This is a genomic window from Pedobacter sp. 22163 (assembly GCF_052045595.1).
GTDB lineage: Bacteria > Bacteroidota > Bacteroidia > Sphingobacteriales > Sphingobacteriaceae > Pedobacter.
Map to the genome: position 1 here is coordinate 1 of NZ_JBQEPM010000007.1, position 23,184 is coordinate 23,184.

At 37.8% G+C, this 23,184-nt stretch carries 16 protein-coding genes; 14 read left to right on the forward strand and 2 right to left on the reverse strand.

What is annotated here, in order from left to right:
- The first annotated feature begins 1,228 nt into the window (after positions 1–1,228).
- The 13 genes from ACTJKN_RS18105 (at position 1,229) to ACTJKN_RS18165 (ending at position 15,926) form a co-directional block, all read left to right on the forward strand.
- Positions 1,229–2,176: an outer membrane protein assembly factor BamD gene (locus ACTJKN_RS18105; protein ID WP_029279752.1), complete on the forward strand. Its 948-nt coding sequence runs from the start codon at positions 1,229–1,231 to the stop codon at positions 2,174–2,176.
- A 3-nt stretch (positions 2,177–2,179) separates the two neighbouring features.
- Positions 2,180–2,506, forward strand: a complete 327-nt coding sequence (locus ACTJKN_RS18110) for a DNA-directed RNA polymerase subunit omega (RefSeq protein ID WP_025145617.1) — start codon at positions 2,180–2,182, stop codon at positions 2,504–2,506.
- 78 nt (positions 2,507–2,584) lie between these two features.
- Positions 2,585–3,781, forward strand: a complete 1,197-nt coding sequence (coaBC, locus tag ACTJKN_RS18115) for a bifunctional phosphopantothenoylcysteine decarboxylase/phosphopantothenate--cysteine ligase CoaBC (protein WP_440827163.1) — start codon at positions 2,585–2,587, stop codon at positions 3,779–3,781.
- Entirely contained in the window at positions 3,778–4,671 is an 894-nt protein-coding gene (locus ACTJKN_RS18120; RefSeq protein ID WP_440827164.1) for a DUF4835 family protein, read from the forward strand. The genes coaBC and ACTJKN_RS18120 overlap by 4 nt, the downstream gene beginning before the upstream one ends.
- Before the next feature lie 54 nt (positions 4,672–4,725).
- The gene (locus ACTJKN_RS18125) at positions 4,726–5,853 is read left to right on the forward strand and encodes a redoxin domain-containing protein (protein ID WP_440827165.1); all 1,128 of its coding nucleotides are present in this window, start codon (positions 4,726–4,728) and stop codon (positions 5,851–5,853) included.
- Positions 5,854–6,247: 394 nt separating this feature from the next.
- The gene (locus ACTJKN_RS18130) at positions 6,248–6,619 is read left to right on the forward strand and encodes a BlaI/MecI/CopY family transcriptional regulator (protein ID WP_029279745.1); all 372 of its coding nucleotides are present in this window, start codon (positions 6,248–6,250) and stop codon (positions 6,617–6,619) included.
- 97 nt (positions 6,620–6,716) lie between these two features.
- Positions 6,717–8,621 carry a M56 family metallopeptidase gene (locus ACTJKN_RS18135; RefSeq protein ID WP_440827166.1) on the forward strand — a complete coding sequence of 635 codons (1,905 nt, stop codon included), beginning with the start codon at positions 6,717–6,719 and terminating at the stop codon, positions 8,619–8,621.
- Between the two features lie 15 nt (positions 8,622–8,636).
- On the forward strand, positions 8,637–8,816 hold the full coding sequence (locus ACTJKN_RS18140; protein WP_440827167.1) for a hypothetical protein: 180 nt from the start codon (positions 8,637–8,639) through the stop codon (positions 8,814–8,816).
- A gap of 98 nt (positions 8,817–8,914) precedes the next feature.
- Positions 8,915–10,567, forward strand: coding sequence for a DNA repair protein RecN (gene recN, locus ACTJKN_RS18145; protein WP_440827168.1), 1,653 nt, complete (start codon positions 8,915–8,917; stop codon positions 10,565–10,567).
- Positions 10,568–10,891: 324 nt separating this feature from the next.
- On the forward strand, positions 10,892–12,130 hold the full coding sequence (locus ACTJKN_RS18150) for a carboxypeptidase-like regulatory domain-containing protein (protein WP_440827169.1): 1,239 nt from the start codon (positions 10,892–10,894) through the stop codon (positions 12,128–12,130).
- 525 nt (positions 12,131–12,655) lie between these two features.
- Complete coding sequence (locus ACTJKN_RS18155) at positions 12,656–13,894, forward strand: carboxypeptidase-like regulatory domain-containing protein (RefSeq protein ID WP_440827170.1); 1,239 nt, start codon at positions 12,656–12,658, stop codon at positions 13,892–13,894.
- Between the two features lie 98 nt (positions 13,895–13,992).
- Positions 13,993–15,060 carry a PA0069 family radical SAM protein gene (locus tag ACTJKN_RS18160; protein ID WP_440827171.1) on the forward strand — a complete coding sequence of 356 codons (1,068 nt, stop codon included), beginning with the start codon at positions 13,993–13,995 and terminating at the stop codon, positions 15,058–15,060.
- 140 nt (positions 15,061–15,200) lie between these two features.
- A complete protein-coding gene (locus ACTJKN_RS18165) occupies positions 15,201–15,926 on the forward strand; it encodes an ATP-grasp domain-containing protein (protein WP_440827172.1) in 726 nt (241 codons plus the stop codon).
- 557 nt (positions 15,927–16,483) lie between these two features.
- On the opposite strand, the gene ACTJKN_RS18170 is transcribed toward ACTJKN_RS18165, so the two are convergent.
- Entirely contained in the window at positions 16,484–19,036 is a 2,553-nt protein-coding gene (locus ACTJKN_RS18170) for an ATP-dependent Clp protease ATP-binding subunit (protein WP_057934605.1), read from the reverse strand.
- 595 nt (positions 19,037–19,631) lie between these two features.
- Entirely contained in the window at positions 19,632–19,889 is a 258-nt protein-coding gene (locus ACTJKN_RS18175) for a BLUF domain-containing protein (protein WP_440827173.1), read from the reverse strand.
- A gap of 368 nt (positions 19,890–20,257) precedes the next feature.
- On the opposite strand from ACTJKN_RS18175, the gene ACTJKN_RS18180 reads away from it, so the two are divergent.
- Complete coding sequence (locus ACTJKN_RS18180) at positions 20,258–23,182, forward strand: SusC/RagA family TonB-linked outer membrane protein (RefSeq protein WP_440827174.1); 2,925 nt, start codon at positions 20,258–20,260, stop codon at positions 23,180–23,182.
- The last annotated feature ends 2 nt before the right edge of the window (positions 23,183–23,184 follow it).

The window sequence follows — 23,184 nt, forward strand, 5'->3', positions numbered from 1 at the left end:
TACGCTACATTGACATCTCTTTTAAGAACTTGTTGACCAGGTAAGCCTCACGGCCGGTCATCTATATATCGTTAAACTTCAGTTCGGAAAAGTCTTGTTCGTCTCTCCGTGTTTCTGTTTATCTCAATCTTGTTTTGTTGTTTGTGCAACATCCGCTGCTCCAACTTTTTTACCCTTCCTTTCGGTTGGGAGTGCAAAGGTAAGGATCTTTTTTAAACTTCCAAATAAAATAAATTTTATTTTTTTCTTCTTCTCTTATCCCCTGTCTGCTTTTCAATATGCCGATTTTAATCAGCTTTCCGTTCTTCCGATCCGGGCTGCAAAGGTAGCAATCTTTTCATCTCCCGCAACATTTATTTTAAAATAAATCCTGCCCTCCTTATCTCCTGCGCCATCTTTTCAACCAAACCCTTCCTCCGAAGCGGGATGCAAAAGTAGGGATTTTTATCGTAAGGGCAAATAAAATATACAGATTAGTGCACGGGCTAATGTAAGTGTATGGTTTTCAACACGAAAAAGTTTTGCAGACAGCAAAACTTTTTGAGGGAACAGCTGTTTCTACCACCCGCCCCAACAAACCTATCAGGTTTTTAAAACCTGATAGGTTTAAATATGAAGCGCCCATTGCCTGAAACTTCCGAAGTTTTCCCTGCGCCCGGCCGTTTAAAACTTCGGAAGACCCTGCAAAATAAACCCGATAGCAGCGGACATCTCGATTTTTTTTCATCGGGATAAAGCGGATAGCGGGAACACACCTTCATAATAGCACAGAACCTGCTTTTCATAAAAAAACAAAAGCACTCTTATATATAATGTAGGAATAACCTGTACGGACAGAATAGACTTCCGAAGTTTTCCCTGCACCTATGCCTTTTAAACTTCGGAAGACGCTGCAAAATAAACCCGATTGCAATGGATCCCGACGTAAAGTCGGGAGAAATGAAAAGCGGGAACAAACCTTCATAGTAATACTAAACCTGCTTTACTAAAAAGATAAACAATGTATTAATAGGCAAACCTCCGAAGTTATACCGAGCGTATTTAACCTCAGGAGTTACCGACTAAAGACATACCAATATAGTAGAGAAACAAAAGATAGCATAAAAATAAGGTTACACTATATATATGTTAAAAATTGTTAACTGTTATATTGTACTGAATTGCTTTGCATAGCTTAGCGGCCAATTGTTTTTATTGATGTTATCGTATTATTAATTATCTTTGCAGAATGTTTAAAGTTAAACACTTAATTATTTTAGTATTTGTTGCCGCTTTGGGTATTGCGGGTTGTAAAAGTCGTTTCGAGAAATTGAGAGCGAGTAATGACGTTGCAAAAAAATACCAAGAGGCGCTTCGTTTGTATAATAAACGCGATTACAGTAAAGCATTGGTGCTTTTTGAGGATCTTTCTCAAAAATATCGTGGCCGTGCCGAAGCTGAGGATCTGAACTATTATTATGCTTATACTTTATATAGATTAAGTGATTACACAACTGCCAGATACCAGTTTAAAAGTTTTGCAGATACCTACCCAGCAAGTAAAAATGCCGAAGAAGCGAGATACATGGGTGCTTACTGTTTCTATTTAGAATCTCCAAATTTCTCTTTAGATCAGGAAAACACCTATAAAGCTATAGATGCGCTACAATTATTCATCAACTTATACCCTACCAGTGATCGTGCTGCTGCCGCTGGCAAATATATTGCCACGTTAAGGGGTAAATTAGAGGACAAAGCATTTGAAAATGCCAAAATGTACTTAACCACCGGGCCAAGTAATGTAGATAATTACAGAGCGGCTGTTATTGCCTTAAAAAATGCGCAAAGAGATTACCCAGATATTAAATATGCTGAAGAAATGGATTTTCTGATGATTAAAGCGCAATATTTATACGCGAAAAACAGTTATATCATCCGCCAGGAAGATCGTTATAATGAAGCACTTGCTTTATATACTGAGTTTACTGAAAACCATCCTGATAGTAAGTACACTAAAGATGCAAAGGTACTTAAGGATGATGTAGAGGCTGGTATTGTAGCTACAAAACAAGAATTGGCATTATATGCCGCTGATCAGGAAAAATACAAGCAAATGTTGATCAGAACTGGTAAATTAAAAGATACCGTTTCTACAAAACCAACTAATGCTGATAATACGAATATTAAAAACAAGTAATACATGAATACTAACAAACCTGCTGTACCAAATACTACAGTAACCAGAAACGTACACGATTTAGATAAAACTACAGATAACTTATACGAATCTTTAGTGGTAATTGCTAAAAGAGCAAATCAGATTTCGAACAACGTTAAAGAAGAGTTACACGGTAAATTGGCAGAATTTGCTTCAAGCAACGATAATTTAGAAGAAATTTTCGAAAATCGTGAGCAGATTGAAATCAGTAAACATTACGAGCGCATGCCGAAACCTGTTTTGGTTGCTATTGATGAATTTTTGAACGAGAAAATTTATCACAGAAATCCTGCTAAAGAACAAAAGTAAATGGCGTAGCGTATAGCGTTTAGGGCAAAGCGTTTAGCACTACGCTCTATGCTCCATGCCTTATGTACTCTGCGCACTATGCTAAAAAATAAAAATATAATCCTTGGCGTTTGCGGTAGCATCGCAGCATATAAGTCGGCTTTTTTAGTTCGGCTGCTTGTAAAAGCTGGCGCAAACGTAAAGGTTATTCTTACCCCTGATGGTGCTAATTTCATTACACCACTTACCCTTGCTACGCTTTCTAAAAACCCTGTTTATACCCAATACTTCGAAGAAGAAACTGGCGTATGGAGTAACCATGTTGAGTTAGGCTTATGGGCCGATCTCATTATCATTGCTCCAATAAGTGCCAACACGCTGGCCAAACTGGCAACAGGTATCTGCGATAATTTATTAACGGCTGTTTATCTTTCGGCCAAATGCCCGGTTTATGTTGCCCCGGCAATGGATCTGGACATGTGGAAGCATGAAACGACACAAGCTAATATTGAAAAGATTATCAGTTTTGATAATAAGGTTATTGCACCTGCCAATGGCGAACTTGCCAGCGGACTTTGGGGCGAAGGCCGAATGGCAGAACCTGAAGAAATTGTTTCCTTTCTAGACGATGCCGTTAAAAGATCGATGCCTTTATTTGGCAAAAAGGTAATGGTTACTGCTGGTCCTACCTACGAGGCGATTGATCCGGTGCGTTTTATTGGCAATCACTCATCAGGCAAAATGGGTTTCGCACTTGCTGATGAACTGGCCAGCCTGGGAGCTGATGTTACCTTAATTGCCGGACCAACAGCCCAAAAATCTACTCAAATTTTAAAAAGAATCGATGTAGTAAGTGCCCAGGAAATGTTCGATGCCTGTTCATCGGTATTCCCTGATACCGATATTACTGTAATGTGTGCCGCTGTGGCTGATTATCGCCCTAAACTGGTTGCCACAGAAAAAATCAAAAAACAGGATAGCGACCTGGTTTTGGAACTGGAAAAAACAACTGATATACTTGCTTCTTTAGGTACAACGAAAAAAGCGCACCAGATTTTGGTTGGCTTTGCTTTAGAAACCAATGATGAAGAGAATTACGCCAAAGGCAAACTAGAGAAGAAAAACCTAGACCTGGTGGTTTTAAATTCTTTAAATGATAAGGGCGCGGGTTTTAAATCAGATACCAATAAAATTACTATTTTTAACAAAGCTTTGGAACGCACTGTATTTGAGATGAAATCGAAAACAGCTGTTGCTAAAGATATCTGTGCGGCCATTTTAAAAATTGCAAAATGATAAAAAAGATTGTTTGGATATTGTTATTGATTGGCTTCGGGAAACTACAGGCGCAGGAGTTAAATGCAAGGGTAACTTTGCTAGCTCCCCAGGTATCGAACATTAGTAAGCCAACTTTAGATGCTTTGCAAAAAACAATCCGCGATTTTTTAAACAATAACAAGTTCAGCAACGAAAGTTATAAACCTCAGGAACGGATTGAATGTAGTTTTGTCATAACCATCAATGCATGGGATGGTGGTTCCGGATATATTGCCGAAGCACAGATTCAAAGCAGTCGCCCGGTTTTTAACAGCTCTTACAATAGCACTTTGTTAAATATGAGTGATAAGAATTTTGATTTTAATTTCAATGATGGCGCGACAATCGACTTTTCTGATCAGAATTATATTTCCAATATCAGTGCCCTCCTCACCTACTACGCTTATACCATCATCGGAATGGATAAAGATAGTTTCGGCAAAATGGGCGGAACTCCGTTTTATAAAAAAGCACAGAACATCATTAATCTGGCGCAAGCTTCGGGCAATACCGGCTGGAGAGCGGCTGATGGTTTACGCAACCGTTTTTGGTTTAACGAAAACGTTTTGAATCCTATTTTTAGTGAGCTGCGCAATTTCATCTATAGCTACCATTTAAACGGCCTGGATCAGCTTACCGATAATGATAAGGGTTTAACACAAATTGTTGCTGCTCTACCTGCCCTTCAACAAATGGACAAGCAGAAACTAGGCTCCATTTTCCCTAATGTTTATTTCGCATCAAAAGCCGAAGAAGTAACCAATGTACTTTCTAAACTAAACGGCCAGGAACGCATGAAAGCTTACAATATGCTGGCAGAAATCGATCCGGCGAATATTGGAAAATACGAAGGACTGAAGAAAAATTAGTTTTTTGGTTAAGCAGTTAATTGTGTTGCGGTAGCTGAAATAAAATTTTTAAAAATGATGAAAAGATTTGTATTAATTATGGTCTGTCTTTTACCATTAAGTCTGCTGGCACAATCTTCATTCAGCGTTAAAGGATTTGGCAAGGCTTATAAAGATGGCGATAAGATCTTTTTATCCTTTCGACAAGGTGATCAATTAATTGAAGATTCTACTGTAATTAATAAAGGCTCATTCGAATTTAAAGGCACTTGTAAGGTTGCGGCAAGAGGCTTTGTTTGTAGAAATGAAAATCCCCGTTATGCGTTAGCGGAGCTATCTGATTCATTTTATATTTATATCGAAGCTGGCCAAATTATACTCAATTCTCCAGACACGCTAAACAATTCTATTATTTCAGGAACACCTTTAAATAATGATTATGCTAAACTTCATGCGGCATTAAAACCTGTTAATGAAAAAAATAAAAATTTAAAAGATCCTGCTAAACTAAGCGTAGAAGAACTGAAGGATACAACATTGATAAACCTAACTAAAGCAAGTGCCATTGCTGCATATTACGAAACATTTCCTATCCAGTTTAACTTTGTAGATGCACATCCAAATTCTTATGTGAGTTTATTGGCTTTAAGTCAAATGGCACGCACCAGTAAATTTCTGCCACGGGTAGAGCAAAGTTTTTCAAAATTATCTACAGAACTGAAGGCGATGCCAGAAGGCAAAAATATAGCAAAAGATATTTTAAAGGGCAAAAAAATTTCTGTAGGAATGACGGCAAAAGGCTTTACCCAAAATGATGTAAATGGTAATCCGATCAAACTTTCAGCTTATCAAAACAAATATGTCCTTGTTGATTTTTGGGCTTCGTGGTGTCTGCCCTGCAGGGAAGAAAATCCAAATGTTTTAGCTGTTTATGAAAAATACAAGGAGAAAAATTTTACGGTTTTAAGTGTGTCAATCGATGTACTGGCAAATAAAGCCAAATGGTTAAACGCTATCAAGGAAGACCGGTTACCATGGATGCAAGTATCTGATCTTAAAAAAGAAAACGAAGCAGCTAAGCTTTACGGTATTACTACTATACCTGCAAATGTACTTATCAGTCCTAATGGAAAAATAATTGCCAAGGATATTAAAGGAAAAGAATTACGCGATAAAATGGCTGAATTATTAGGTGCTAAATAATTTTAAGCCCGTCAGTAAACTAATTAACCAGTTTCATCTGTTAACTGATAAGTAGTTTCTCTATTTGTGGTGATTAGTTGTTTAGAAAAACAGTCTCGGCATTTCAATTAAAGCCAGTCCTGCTTTCGTTCATACGCCTACAGGCCTTAAACGCTGGCCGGTATCCACATCAATCAGGTTTAATAACCTAAGTCAGTTTTTCATAGCCGGGTTTTTCCCTTCAAAAGCCAAATAGGCATGCAACATTCTACCTTCCCATGCGTCTTGTATCATAGTTAACCGGTTAACCAGTTTCGACAGTTAACCAATAAAGTTAAAAATTTGTTAAAATATTTTGATCTTACGAATATCTTCGTACATTTGAATACGAAATAATTCGTACAACTTGTAACATATGACTAATCATAACATCAAACCAACAGAAGGTGAAATGGAAATCCTCCAGGTGCTTTGGCAAAAGGGGAATGCAACGGTAAGAGAAGTTCATGAGGCATTGAATAAAAAAGACTCTGGGTATACCACAACTTTAAAACTGATGCAGATTCTGCACGAGAAAGGAATGGTAGAAAGAGATACCAATCAAAAAACGCATATCTATAAAGCGCTTGTTAGTCAGGATAAAACTGAAAAACAATTGGTAAACAAAATGATCGATAACGTATTTAACGGATCGGCAGCAAGGTTGGTAATGCAGGCTTTGGGTAACCACAGTGCAAGTGCAGATGAAATTGATGAAATAAAAAAGTATTTAGATAGCCTAAAGTAAGGTTAGCGTTGAAGGTTGAAAGGTGTAGGGTTTGGATCCCTAATTAGACATTAACATTTTCGGATTGTCCCCGGTATAAAAAATTAAAACCACTGTTATGGAAACTTTATTACAACAGTTCATCAAAGCATTTGGCTGGAGTATTTTAAACTCACTTTGGCAAAGCGCCATTATTTATGGCGTCCTATTTATTGTAATGCTCAGCATTCCGAAGCTGGCGGCAAAACATAAGCACAACCTTGCTTTTGGCGCCATCATTTTAATGTTTATTGGCTTTGGCTATAATTTCATTCATCAGTTAACATTGAATGTAAACAATCAGGCTCCCGCAATCAATGCACAAAATATACAGGTTTACCAATACTTTAACAACCTACCGCCAAGTTTTAGCAGCAAGGCAGAGCAGTATTTCCCTGTTGTAGTAATATTTTACATTATTGGAATTTTGCTTCAGTTGTTCGTAATCGTTAAAGGCTATGGTCAGCTTTCAAAACTTAAGAAAGAAAGTTTAAGTGCCATTCCAGATAGTTGGAAAACCATTTTCGAGCAGGTAACTGCCCACCTTAAAATCAATAAAGTTATCCAGTTCCATTTGTCTTCTATTGTTAATGTGCCTTTGGTTATCGGGTATTTAAAACCTGTGGTATTATTTCCATTGGCTCTGGTAAACCAATTAGACAACGATCAGGTAGAAGCAATATTAATCCATGAGTTATCACATATCAGAAGAAATGATTTCTTATTGAACCTGATTAAAACAGCTATAGAAACCTTATTATTCTATAATCCATTTGTTTGGATGGCGGGTAGATTTATACACATTGAGCGCGAGCATGCCTGCGATGATCTGGTATTAAAAATTACCGGAAAACCACTGAATTATGCCCATGCCCTACTTAAACTCGAACTATTAAAAGACAAAAACAGTCCGGCTTATGCGCTAGCAGCAACAGGCAAGACCCAGAATTTGTATCAACGCATAAAAAGAATAACCAACATGAAAACAAATTATTTAAACGCCAAACAACAAATGGCAGCCTTAACTTTAGGAGTAGCCTGCTTGTTTTCTATTGCCTGGATCAATCCAACAGAAAAGAAAAAAGAAAATAAAAAAACACCTAAAGTTGAGGTTTTGAGTGTGATCAACCACCATGATGTGAAAACCATTGTTTGCACTGATACCACTAAAAAACGTAAAATTAAAATTGTGACCATTGATGCAGATGGTAAAAAAACCGAATATAATTCGGTAAAAGAAATGCCAGATAGCCTGAGAAAAGATTTTTACAGGGATGAGCTTTTTGCAGGGAAAAATATCTACAGACTGCATGCCGACAGTAATTTCAAATTTAAATTCAGCGATTCATTATTGCTTGCAAAAATAAATAAAGAATATAATTCACCAGAAGCACAAGCTAAATGGAAAAAATTTGGAGAGGATATAGCCAAACAATATAGCTCGCCAGAAGCCCAGGCTAAATGGAAAAAATTCGGAGAGGATATTGCCAAACAATACAACAAACCAGAGGCACAAGCCAAATGGAAAAAATTTGGAGAGGAAATGCAAAAGAAAATGAATTCTCCTGAAGCCCAGGCAAAATGGAAAAAAATGGCTGAAGATATGAACAAAGAATTCGGTTCTCCAGAAGCACAGGCCAAATGGAAAAAAATGGGCGAAGATATGGCTGCCAAAATGAATACGCCAGAATTTAGAGCGCAGATAGAGAATATCAGGGTACATGCTTTAAAATCAGGAGAAATCGCTAGATTATCTGGCTTAAGCATATTACATGCTGATTCTCTATTTAAAGCTAAAGGTTATCAACGCACTCCGGATGGTCTAACTTTTAAATACAATGATAACTCGAACAGCAAGGTTAGACAAACTGAAGAGTACAAGAAATTGAAAGAAAAATTCGACAACGAAGTGAAAGAGCTGAAAGAGAAAATGGAGAAGAAAGAGAAAAAGGAAAAGGTAGAAGGTGGTAACAAAAGCTCATAGGTAACTCCGGCAGTTATGTTATACAATAATCAAGATTTTACCAGTGCTGTTAAAGCCTTGAACACACTAAATGCTGTAGTAACGTATAAAAAATCTGATTTTACCAATGCCGATCAAATAGCGCTAAAAACTTATGTTCAGGGAACCAACTTAAAAATTACAAATGATAATACAATTAATATTTCGATAAAATAACAACATAAACCAAACAGATCATGAACAGCGAAGATTATTCTTCGCTGTTTTTGTTTTGTATTCACCTGTTGAATAAATTTTAATATTTTTGCTTAGCTATGCTACAAAAACTTTCTATACGTAATTACGCATTAATTGACAGTCTCGATATCGAATTTGATAAGGGCTTAAATATTATAACAGGTGAAACAGGCGCTGGTAAATCCATCATTTTAGGTGCATTGTCGCTAATTTTAGGCCAGCGCGCAGAAAGCAAATACTTTTTTAACCAGGATAAAAAATGTGTTATTGAAGGAAGCTTTGCACTGGCAGATGAAAACCTGAAAGAACTTTTTGAAGAAAATGATTTAGATTTCTCGAACGAAAGTATGCTGCGTAGAGAGATATCTATAGACGGTAAAACCAGATCGTTTATTAACGATACACCGGTTAATTTATCAATTCTTAAACAAATTGGCGAAAAGCTGATCGACATCCACTCCCAGCATGCCACCCAAGAGATTAATGATGCCGATTTTCAACTGTTAATTGTCGATTCCTTAGCTAACCATCAATCGCTATTGTTTAATTACCGCAGCGGGTTTAAAAAACTAAGACAAGATACCAACCTGTTGAAGAAATTGGTTAGTGAGGCAGACGAAGCGAGAAATAAGCAAGATTATGAACAATTTCTATTTAACGAACTCGAGCAGGCAAAATTACAGGAAGGTGAACAGGAAGATTTGGAGCAAGAATTAGAACGCTTAACACATGCCGAAACCATAAAAAGAGCCTTACTTACCGCTTCCGGTTTAATTAACGAAAGTGAACCTTCTGCCCTCCAGATTTTAAAAGAAGCGTCGTTACAGCTACAGAGTATAGAAAAATTCGATCCTGCAATTAATGTGCTGTACGAACGTTTACGCTCATCGATTATTGAAATAAAAGATATTACCGATGAGGTTTCTACGATAGAAGGAAATACCATACACAGCGCTGATCGGTTAGAAATCGTAAATCAAAGGTTGGATCTGTTTTATACCCTGCAACAAAAACATAGGCTTGCCAATAATACAGAATTGCTGGCATTTCAAAATCAGCTGGGAGAAAACCTGAACAAGCTGTTATCTTCTGATGAGCATATTGAGAAACTGCAGAAAGAAATAGATCAACTTAATAAAGAATTATATAAACAGGCCGATCAATTAAGTGCCAACCGCAAGAAAGCAATTAAAGTGGTTGAGGAACAAACCAGTATTACTTTGAAACAGGTAGGTATGCTTAATGCCAAATTGGTGTTAGATCAAAAACCATTGACCGATCTGAATAAAGATGGATTGGATGAAATCAATCTGCTCTTTACAGCCAATGCTGGCCAAGCCCCTGCCCCGGTAAATAAAGTAGCGTCCGGTGGTGAGTTATCGCGACTGATGTTGGCGATAAAAGCACTGTTGGCTAAACACACCTCACTGCCTACCATTATTTTCGACGAGATTGATACCGGAATTTCTGGCGAAACTGCTTTAAAAGTTGGAGAAGTAATTGCTGATTTAGGACAGAACATGCAGGTAATTTCGATTACCCACTTGCCACAAATTGCGGCTAAAGGAATATCACATTACTTTGTTCATAAAAATGAAGATCATGGAAAAACTACAACAGGCATCCGTAAACTTAAACAAGAAGAACGCATTGGTGTTATTGCTGAAATGTTAAGTGGGAAAAACCCAGGTTCATCTGCCATGGAAAATGCACGTGAGTTGTTAGCTTAGTTTTTAATAGCTCGTCGCCCTGACCTGTAGCGCAGCGGAAAGCTAAGCAGTAAACCGAGCCTTAGCGAGCTCACCGAAGGTAATTTATTTCAGGATCTTGTCATTTGCAAATGCAATGCTAGATGTTATCATCTAGCTCTATTAAATAAATAGTTATTCGAAACAAGTTGATCTCCTATCGCTGTGCTGTCAGATGTTACCATCTGACTGATTGTAAATAGATTTTGTAGATTTGTATCGTCCTATCTGACAGCTAAAAGAAAAGCACCAATAATTTTACATCAGGCATTAAACAAAACTAAATAATTAGTTTATATTTAATCAATGAAATCTTTTATACTTCTACTTTCATTATTAACCATCGGCAAATTTTGTTCTGCCCAACAAAGTTATATCCTTTCAGGTATGGTAAAAGATAAACGTGGTGAGGCTTTACCCGGGGCTGGCGTATATGTAAGCGGTTATAAAATTGCAACAGTTTCTAACAATGATGGCACATACACACTACCGCTAAAGCCCGGTAACTACGATATTTTAGTACAATTAATCGGCTATAAAGCTCTAAACAAAAATGTAGTGATTGCTGATAAAGCCGTAAAGCTGGATCTTACCCTCGAAGAAAGTGTAACCCAATTGGCAGAAGTAACCATTAAACCCGATCCGAACAGGGAACATTATATTGCCATGTTTAAGGGGTATTTTATTGGCACCACCCCCAATGCAGAACAATGTAAACTCATCAACCCGAATGTACTGATTATTGATTACGATAAAGAGGAACATAAACTTACAGTAAAAACCACCCAATTTCTGATTATTGAAAACAAGGCACTTGGATACCGCATTAAATACCTGCTGAACAATTTTGAATACGATAACAAAACCAGGATCATTTATTATGAAGGTTTCCCCTATTATGAAGATTTAAAAGGATCGGCACGCCGGAAGAAAATTTGGGAGCAAAAGCGGATTACCGCTTATTTAGGTTCTCCACAACACTTTTTTAGATCTATTTATCATCACCGCGCCACTGAAGAGGGGTTTATTATCAATAAACTGGTTACAATATCAAATCCGGATAAACCATCTGACAGTATGATTAACGCCAACATTAAACGCTTAACAAAAGCACAGGATGGCTTAACCCGCACATTAACTTTTACACTTGGAGATTCTTTGAGCTATTGGATAAAAAAGAAAAATCTTCCAAATGGGATTTCTATTTTAAGCCGTGCTCCGGTAACGCAGGATACATTGGTACACATGAAGAATCAAAGTATCAAAAGCTTCAATTTTACTGATCAGCTTTATGTTGTTTACACCAAAGAAAGGGAAGATCCTTCTTACGCCAACCGGATCGGCCTGTCTATTGCAAGGCCATTAGATATGCCAGATTACCAGATTTCTACCATCACCTTACAAGTTGTTCCGGTATATTTTTACGAAAACGGATCTATATACAACCCTCGTTCGATGATTTATTCTGGTTACTGGGGCTGGGAAAAAATTGCAGATAGTGTACCTATGGATTATTTGCCTACAGCCAATTTGGAAAGGAAATAACCTTCAATCCGTTAAAGAAAAGTCTGTTATGGCTTAGAGACCAAGTATTTCTTTATTATTTTATGAAAAGCAAATACAGTGCTTAATGGTTTCGAAATTCCCGCCCTCCGTACAAATCCTCGCCCTCATGCTTCGGGCTGTGGGTTTTTCACTGCGGTCGGGTTTAGCTCGCAAGGCCAGTAATACTATTGAGGGTTTTGGAACCACGCAGCACCTAACTTTGTTAATAAACCCGACAGAGCGGGTAGCCCACAGTGAAGCGCAGCGCAACGAGGACTACAAGCGATGGCGGGACTGCGCTAGCCATGAAAAACAGACCTTTCGTTTTCAAATAGAAAATAATCTTTATGATGAACCTGATCTATTTTGAATAAATTCTCTTCTTAAAGATCCTTCGCTCACTCAGGATGACAAATTGTATTATCCGCTTGCAGTTCGAAATAACGATTACTATTAAATGTTAAATTTGTTAAAAATCTTTTGCGTTTTTAATAAATATTACGCCTTTTGGTTACATTCGTCTCTATGATTAAAAGCCTTTTAGTAGCCCTTACGCTAATCATGTTGGGTACTAATGCCATTGCTCAAAACACCTTCTCGATTAGTGGTTTGGTTAGGGATCAAAAAGATGGATTACCTGGCGCAAGTATCTATTTAAGTGGATATAAAATTGCTACAGTGGCTGATAACGACGGACGATTTAAATTATCAAATCTAAAACCTGGCAGTTATGATCTGCTTGTTCAGCTGGTTGGTTACCTCCCCTATTCTAAAAGCGTAATTATTTCCGATAAATCGGTGCAGGTAGAGCTGATTTTGAAAGAAAATGTTGCGCAGCTGGAAGAAGTTGTAATCAGGGCCGATCCTAACCGTCAGAAATATATTAACCAGTTTAAAGATTTTTTTATTGGTAAAACTCCAAATGCCTCACAGTGTAAGATATTAAACCCGCAGGTTTTAAATGTAGATTTCGACATTACCAAAAGTACCTTAACGGTTTCTACAACCGAGTTTCTGATTGTAGAGAATAAAGCGTTGGGTTATCGCCTAAAATATATGCTCGACCGTTTTGAGTATAATTCGAGAACACACATTATTTACTATTCCGGGCATCCATTTTTTGAGGAATTAAAAGCATCGGCAGCTAAAAAGAAGAAGTATATCGCCGCCAGAGAGGTTGCCTACTATGGTTCTTCGCAACATTTCTTCCGTTCCCTTTATGCCAACAAAACGCAAGAAGAAGGATTTATCATCAACAAGATGGTAAAAGTGCCCAACCCCAACCGCTATCCTGAATATTTAATTAATGCCAATTTAGAAAAGATTAAGGCCGTACCCGAGAAAACGGGCATCAGGCAGAATAAAGGTAAAATAGATACCGCATTGCTCGCCTTTTGGACCAAACAAAAAGAAATACCCCGGACCATTGATAAATTTTCGAGAGCGGAAGTGCGTACCGATACATTGGTGCACTATTTTAACCAGAACTTAAAATACCTTAGTTATACAGATGCATTGCTGATCCAGTACACCAAAGAAAAAGAATCTCTTGCTTATTCCAATACAGGATTTTGGATCTTCAGGCCTTTGGATGTACCCGAAAATGAAATTTCTGTTGCCAACTTAACCGGCGAAAGCGTGCGTTTCTATGAAAATGGCGGCATTTACGACTCCCGGTCGCTCTTGTACAAAGGTTTCTGGGCTTATGAAAAAGTGGCCGATATGGTACCGATGGATTATGTACCGCAACCTAAGAATAAGTAAGGGAAAATGTGAGATGGCGGATTGTTCTAAACTAAAAATGTTGAAAAGTAGCTATTCTTAGAAAAGAAAATTACTAATATTTTTAGTAATTTTAATCTATGATTGGCGAAGAAGAAAAACAATATTTTAAAGGACGGGGCGCTCAGGTTAATCCACATAACAAATTTTTAAAGGATGTTTATGTAAAGGAACATGATGAGGGAATAGATGATTGGGAGGAAAGCGATCGTAAAACCTCCTTTATTTTTGAAAATTCGAAAACCATTGTAAACAAAGTTGACAGCCCCGATGTAGGCATGGCTTATTCTTTAAATCCCTACCAGGGCTGCGAACATGGCTGTACTTATTGTTATGCCCGCAACTCACATCAATATTGGGGTTATAGCGCAGGAATAGAGTTTGAGCGGAAAATAATCGTTAAAAAAGAGGCGCCTACATTATTTAAAAAGTTTTTAGAGAAAAAAGGCTGGGATGCCACCACTATTTCCCTTTCTGGTAATACCGATTGCTACCAACCTGCTGAAAGAAAGTTTAAACTCACCAGGCAGTTGCTTGAAATTGCATTGGCCTACAAGCAGCCCATTGGTATGATTACCAAAAATTCACTTATTCTTCGCGACCGGGATATTCTGCAGGAAATGGCGAAGTTAAATCTCTGCATGGTTTATGTTTCCATTAATAGCTTAAACGAAGATTTACGGCAGGTAATGGAACCCCGAACTACAACGGCCAAACAGCGGTTAAAGGTGGTAGAAGAACTGAGTAAAGATGGAATTCCTATGGGTGTTATGGTTGCCCCTCTTGTTCCTGGTTTAAGCGACCATGAAATTCCTAAAATTCTAAAAGCCGTAGCCAATGCCGGTGCGCTAAAGGCTGGTTATACCGTTGTAAGACTAAATGGAGCTATTGGGCAGATATTTGAAGATTGGCTGCGCAAAAACTTTCCCGATCGTTTTGATAAAGTTTGGCACATGATTCAGAGTTGCCATGGCGGGCATGTTAACGATAGCAGATTTGGCGACCGGATGCGTGGAGATGGCAATATCTCGCAGATGATCAGGGATAATTTCAGGCTGCACTGCCGATTAAATGGCTTAAATGTAAAGGATATTATTTTAGACCATACTTTATTCAAGATTCCGAGTAATCAGGCGAGTCTGTTTTAAAAATTTTGAGGAGAAAGCGCTCAGGGCTGTGGTGGTGTTATCATCACGGCCATCTCAAATATTGTTGGTAACAATCTGTAATCGCGACGCTTTGAACCGTAGATTTGTAATCCACGTTGATAAAACTTAGTTTTAACGCCATGAACATTGCATTAGTAACTTATCTGGATAAAGGAGCCTATGATAGCGCTACAGTTGAAAACGAAGATGATAAACTCTTAAATTTCCTGAAAGAAAAAGGACTAAACATTGAAAAAGTAATCTGGAACGATCAACAGGTAAATTGGGAAGGTTATTCGCTTGCCATTTTAAAATCGCCATGGGACTATTTTGACCTGATTGAAGACTTTTATAGCTGGCTTAATCATTTGGAAGCAAAAAATATAAAATTGCTTAACCCCATTGAGGTAGTGAGGTGGAACGCAAACAAACAGTATTTGCAGGAAATTGAAGCTGCCGGATTAAAAATTACGCCTAGTTTTTTCATTCAAAATAAAGGAAACGTAAATCTTGAGCATTTCTTTAAGAAATTTAACACCAATAAATTAATTGTAAAACCTTGTGTGAGTGGTGGTGCAAAAAATACATTTAAAGTAACTGTAGATAATGTAAATGAAGTTAATCAAAAATTAAATCTCCTTATCCGGAATGAAGATTTTATCATTCAGCCTTTTCTACCGGAGATTCTGGAAAACGGTGAATGGTCTTTCGTTTTCTTTAATGGAGTATATAGTCACTCGTTAATCAAACAGGCTAAAGCTGGCGATTTTAGGGTGCAGCCTGCGCATGGTGGATCTGTCCATCCGCAAAAACCGAATGAAGAACTGATTGCTACAGCACAGCAATATGTAACGTTATTTGCTTAAAATTGCCTTTATGCACGAGTTGATGGTACTTTCGTTAAAGGAGAATTTTTATTGATGGAATTAGAGCTCATCGAGCCCTTTCTATTTCTGAACACAGAACCCGAAAATTATGAACGGTATTATAAGGGGTTACAGGAGTTGATGTGAAAAGAATTTACTGTTAAAAAGCCTGCTCATCATGGTTTCTCCAGAAAAAGGAAAGAAAAATCGTCATTGCGAGGAAGGCTTTTTCAGCCGACGAAGCAATCTTACAACTATCGCTAGTAGCGAGCGCTTTAAGATTATTCATTTTAGCAGTTGCTTTTAAAGGCATTCATGAGCTCACTCTGTTCGGTTATCTTCGTGCCTCGCAATGACGAACATATTTCGTTAGACGCAAATTAAAAGTTCTAATTTGAATTACTTAGTAAATTCTCTTGCTTGTTATTTTACTGCAAAAACCTGGCCTCAGTAATCAACCGTTTTAGCTTCTCCCATTACTTCGAAAGCGGCATTCATCATATTTTTGCAGTGATATTAAACAAAAAAACTCCCGATTTTCATCGGGAGTTTCTTATTTATTTACTAGAAGAATCTTCTTCTTTTTTCGGCTCTTCTTTTTTCTTTTCGCCTTTTTTGTGATTGATTGAAATCAGTTCAGTAGTTTTATCGTAATCAATTTCCAAAACATCACCTTCGGCCAGTTCGCCTTTAAGGATCTCTTCGGCAATTGGATCTTCTAAATATTTCTGAATTGCTCTTTTTAACGGACGAGCACCAAAATTACTATCAAAACCTTTATCGGCAATATATTCTTTAGCATTATCAGTTAATGCAATTTCATAACCAAGGGTATGAACGCGACCGAATAAAGCTTTTAACTCGATATCGATAATTCTGAAAATTTCATCTTTACCTAAGCTATTGAATACCACTACATCATCAACACGGTTTAAGAACTCAGGAGCAAAAGCACGTTTTAATGCACTTTCAATTACACCACGACTGTGAGAATCGGCCTGGTTTGTTTTCGCTGCTGTAGAGAAACCAACACCCTGACCAAAATCTTTAAGTTGACGTGCACCAATATTAGAAGTCATGATGATGATTGTATTTCTAAAATCAACCTTACGTCCTAAACTATCGGTTAATTGGCCTTCATCCAAAACCTGCAATAAGATATTGAATACATCAGGGTGAGCTTTTTCAATCTCATCCAATAAGATTACAGCATAAGGTTTTCTTCTTACTTTTTCAGTTAACTGTCCACCTTCTTCATAACCTACGTACCCTGGAGGCGCACCCACTAAACGTGATACTGCAAATTTCTCCATATACTCACTCATGTCGATCTGGATCAAAGAATCATCACTATCGAACATAAAGCGCGCCAATTCTTTTGCCAACTCTGTTTTACCTACACCTGTTGGACCTAAGAAAATAAATGAACCGATTGGTTTTTTAGGATCTTTTAATCCGGCTCTTGTACGCTGGATCGCTTTGGTTAATTTTTTGATCGCATCATCCTGACCGATAATTTTCTCAGCCACTTTATCGTACATGTTCAACAGTTTTGCACTGTCTGTTTGTCCAACACGTTGTACCGGGATACCAGTCATCATCGAAACCACTTCGGCTACATTATCTTCTGATACTTCGTAACGTTTAGTTTTGGTTTCAGCTTCCCACTCTGCTTTAGCTTTATCTAATTCTTCAATTAGATTTTTCTCTGTATCGCGGAGTTTTGCAGCTTCTTCATATTTCTGACTACGTACAACCTTGTTTTTCTCTAATTTGATATCTTCAATTTTGGCTTCGATATCAATAATATTCTGAGGAACGTGGATGTTGGTTAAGTGAACACGTGAACCGGCTTCATCTAAAGCATCAATGGCTTTATCTGGCAAGAAACGATCGGAAATATAACGCGAGGTTAAAGTAACACAGGCTAAAATAGCTTCATCAGTATAAGTTACACCATGGTGTTCTTCATACTTATCTTTAATACGTGTTAAAATCTCTACAGTTTCGTCCGGTGTAGCTGGCTCTACCATCACTTTTTGGAAACGACGGTCTAAAGCACCATCTTTTTCAATGTACTGACGATATTCATCTAATGTTGTGGCACCAATACATTGAATTTCGCCCCTTGCTAATGCTGGTTTGAACATGTTCGATGCATCTAATGAACCCGAGGCTCCACCAGCTCCAACAATGGTATGGATCTCATCAATAAATAAAATTACATCAGTAGATTTTTCAAGCTCGTTCATCACGGCTTTCATACGTTCTTCGAACTGGCCGCGGTATTTTGTACCGGCCACCAGCGATGCCAAATCTAATGTAACTACACGTTTGCCGAAAAGCACACGCGAAACTTTACGTTGTACAATGCGTAAGGCCAAACCTTCTGCAATTGCCGATTTACCAACTCCTGGTTCTCCAATTAAAATCGGATTGTTCTTTTTTCTGCGGGATAAAATCTGCGATACACGCTCAATTTCTTTCTCGCGGCCTACAATAGGGTCTAAACGACCTTCTTCAGCAGCTTTTGTTAAATCACGGCCAAAGTTATCCAAAACAGGGGTTTTAGATTTTATATCTGAAACCTTTTTAGGCGTACTAAAACTTTCTTCTTCACGATAATCGTCATCGCCACCAGTAGAAGCACTGTTTGAGATATCATCTCTGAAACCATTTTTATTCACTTCAACCTCCTGTTTAAAAACATCGTAAGTAACACCATATTGCAATAATATTTGTGAGGCGATGTTATCATCATCTCTCAAAACCGATAACAGCAAATGTTCGGTACCAATTAAATCGCTTTTAAATATTTTGGCCTCTAAATAAGTGATTTTCAAAACTTTTTCTGCCTGTTTTGTTAATGGAATATTGCCTAAGTTTACTGTAACACTCGAAGTACCGCGAACGGCATCTTCAATTGAGCGGCGCAATTTACCGGTATCAACCCCTAACGATCGTAAAATTTTTATAGCCATGCCATCGCCTTCGCGGATGAGGCCCAATAATAAATGCTCGGTTCCGATGTAATCGTGCCCTAAGCGGAGCGCTTCCTCCCTACTAAAAGAGATTACATCTTTAACCTGTGGTGAAAATTTTGCTTCCATAATACCTTTCTTAACAGCTACGTCCCTAAACTATAAAATAACTTTATAAAAACGAACGTACTGTTTTCTTTATTTTATCAACAATTGCGCCATATGGGTGGATAAAGAGGCTTTTGAATGCCTGAGAACCCAAAATTCAATGTAAGATTATCGTTTAGATAAATATTATTTTATTTATATCTATCTACGTAATAAGTGTTCTAAAGGTTTTAAAGGGACATTTGCCAAAAACATCCGCTTACAGATATTTTATTGTCGGTTTATTGTAAGGATTTTTTCACCATCAAAAACTGACAATTTGTATCTTTTTACTTAGGCAATTTACAAGTTTTGACAGAAAAACAAAAAGAACGTGACATCATTTAACAATTTCATTCGATAAAAATCATCAAGCTAATCCGATCAACTCTACTTATTATAACCTTAATACGAAGTTAACTGTTATTAGGTTGTTTTTGTTTTCTAACACCATAGTTTATTGTAATCCATTTATCACAAAATAAACCTATCTTTTGATACAGAGACCGACTACACAGCTTTAATGGTTTCGACCATAAAGCACGTCGGCAAATGGCGCTTAATTATTTAAAGATAGCTAATGTAAAAACTGTAATGGGACATCGGCAACACCAAGCCTATCACATTTTGAAACTACATCATTTAAATCGAAATGACCAGATAGCGATTGATAAAGTTCTCTATCAGTCTGCTCCAATCCCATACTCCAATCAGTAAAACAACGCTGCTCATATTTGCCAATTTGCAGTAAAACAACCGATTCATGACGTTCTCCAGTTACGATTTTGTTAAAAAGTTTGCGAATGATCCGTTCATCTCCTTCAAGCAATTGCATAACCTTCCTTTACTCTTTGTAATCTGCAGACGTTTTACATATAATAATAGCCCAGTAATATTATTCCGATTACTATTAAACCATAGAGGGGCAAACGTTTGCGCTTAATAATATCGCCAATATAGGCATACCATATTTATCACCCTTCAAAAAACGCTTAAATAGTAAGCACATCATCCATTATATACAATTTAAAGCAAACGTTTGCGCTGCATTCGCGGTTTGATCTTGACTTTTATGGTTATAGTTTAGTAATAATCATTTTACTAAAAAGTATATTATTAATGAACCTAAGAATAACTTTTAGCCCTCCCTAATCTGATTAATGCCCCTCAACAGATAACAAAACAGTAACTAACCTAAAAAACATGAAGAAAATTCTCTTAATGATTTCCTTTATTGCGTGTATTTTCGTAGTAAAGGCACAAAACCGTACTATTTCTGGTACGGTAACCGACAGTAAAAAACTCCCGCTTCCGGGAATTACCGTAACCGTACTGGGCACAAAAACTGCTGTACAAACAGATGCAAACGGAAAATATGCAATTAGCGCTGATGATAAGAATACCCTGGAGTTTAAAGCCTTGGGTTTTACCACACAAACCATTAAAGTTGGCACAAATACTTCTGTTAATGTTTCCTTAGTAGATCAATCTACTGAGTTAGACGCCGTAACCGTTGTAGGTTATACTACAAAGAAGAAATCAGAAATTTCTAGTGCAGTAACTACCGTAAGCGGCGCTCAGCTTAATGATGTAACCTCGGTAAACCTCGGCAACCTGTTACAAGGTAAAGCGCCCGGTGTAGTGGCGAGTTCTGCCTCTGGCGATCCAACAGCGGGATCGAGTGTGGTGGTACGTGGTGTAGGCAGTATTAATGCGGGTACCGGGCCGCTAATTGTGGTTGACGGAAACATTGGTGGTACTTATAACCCGTCCGACGTGGATAATATTACCATATTGAGAGATGCCGCTGCCACAGGTCTGTACGGATCGAGAGCTGCCAATGGGGTTATTATTGTAACCACCAAAAAAGGAAAAGCAGGAGAAACCAGATTCAGTCTAAACGCTACCATTGGCATCGCAAAGGCTACCACTGGTAATTTTAAGCTGATGGATGCACAGCAACTTTACGACTACCAGAAATCTTTCTTTACTACTCCGCCAGCAGCTTCAGTATTAAATACCAATACCAATTGGTGGAATGAGGCTTTTAGAACAGCAATGGTAAATAACCACACGCTAACCGCATCCGGAGGGAGCGAGAAAACGCAATTTTATATCTCGGGCAACTATTTTAAAGAAGAAGGAACTTTAATCAACAACGATAAAACACAATATAGTTTAAGGGCTAACCTTACCTCACAGTTGACTAAAAAATTAAAATTAACAGCCTTGTTAAGCGGAATTGTTATCAATGATAATTATAATCCTGAAAGTGCCGTTTACCAGGCTTATTTAAATATGCCATACGACCCTGCTTACAATGCAGATGCCAGCCCAACTGACCCACGAAATATTCCTTCCTGGAAAGGTAGAGACCGTTCGAATTTTTTACAGAGCTTGCAATACAATTACTCAAAAGCAAGAAGTTATACCACAACAGGTGATATAAACCTGGATTATGACCTACTCAAAAACCTAACAATTTCCAGTTATAACAGGGCCACAATTGCCAGCGGCAGATCAAATAGTTATGCTGATAGAAGAAGTCAGTCCGGTGCAGCAAACCTGGGCACTGTATCTTTAAATAATACCTTTTCTACCACACTTTTATCTTCAAACAGAATTAAGTACAATGTAAATTTAGGCAACCATAGCCTAAGTGTTTTAGGAGTTGCGGAGATAGAAGGTTATAAATATGATGCCAGTGGAATTACTGCAAAAGGTTTACCAGCCGGATTGGATGGGATAAATACGGCAACAGAGATTAACAATAAACCCACTGGCAGATATGATCAGTATCAAAATATAAAATACCTGGCACAGGCAGATTATAGCTATCAAGGTAAGTATTACTTAGTGGGCTCTGTAGTTAATGAATACTCTTCGCGATTCGGAAAAAACAATCCTGCTGCAACTTTTTATCAGGGAGGCGCATCATGGATTTTATCCAATGAAGACTTTTTAAAAAGCAATACTACGCTTACCTTTCTAAAACTAAGAGTCAGCCTAGGTACTACCGGAAATCAGAATTTCAGAGCAGATAACAATCTGGATGGCCTATATGAATCGCTAGGCTTGTATAACTTAAACGCTTCAGCTTCGTATAATAACCAAACAGGTGCCTTCCCTACACAAATTGTCAATCCAGATTTGACCTGGGAAAAATCGAGAGCATACAATTTAGGCCTGGATTTTGGCTTATTTAAACGTATAGACATTACCATTGATGCCTATGATAAACGCAATTCTGATCTGTTATTTGCTGTTCCACTTCCTGCAACAGTTGGTTATAGAACCATTAGAAGAAATGTTGGTGCAGTAAGAAACAGGGGGATTGAGTTTACGATCAACTCCAGAAATATCCAGCAGAAAGACTTTAATTGGGAAACCAGTTTTAATATGTCGTTTAACCGCAACAAGGTTATGGAGTTAAACCAGGGCTTATTGGTAGTAAATAGTGGCACACAGCCAATAGCATTAGGCCATGATATGGATGAATGGTATATGCAAAAGTGGGCAGGTGTAAATCCAGCAGATGGTAAACCACTTTGGGAAAAACTAGACGACCCTACGGGTGTAACCAGTACTTACAACCAAGCCACCAGACAATATACCGGTAAATCATCAGCACCAAAATTTAGTGGTGGATTAACCAATACATTGGCTTATAAAAACTTTACCCTTTCGGCATTTTTAAATTTTGTGTATGGCAACTGGGTGTATAACGATAGTCGTTTCTATTTCGATAATGATGGCGTGTACGAAAGCTATAATCAACAGGTTTTACCTAAAGGTTCGGTAAGGTGGACAACCCCCGGCCAAACTGATGCAACCCATCCACAGGCAAAATTTGGCGGTAATCTTCAATCTCACCAAAGCTCTACACGCTTCTTAGAGGATGGAAGTTATTTAAGATTGAGGAATGTAACCATTGGATACAATCTACCGACTAATTGGTTAAAAAAAGCTTCGATAAATGCGGCTCGTTTATATGTCAGCGGCGACAACTTGTTTACAGCCACCAAATTTTCGGGCGTAGATCCTGAGGTTGATTTAACTGGTGGTATATCGTCTTTCAGATACCCGACCAGCAGAAGATTTGTTTTTGGCGTTAACCTAACATTCTAATT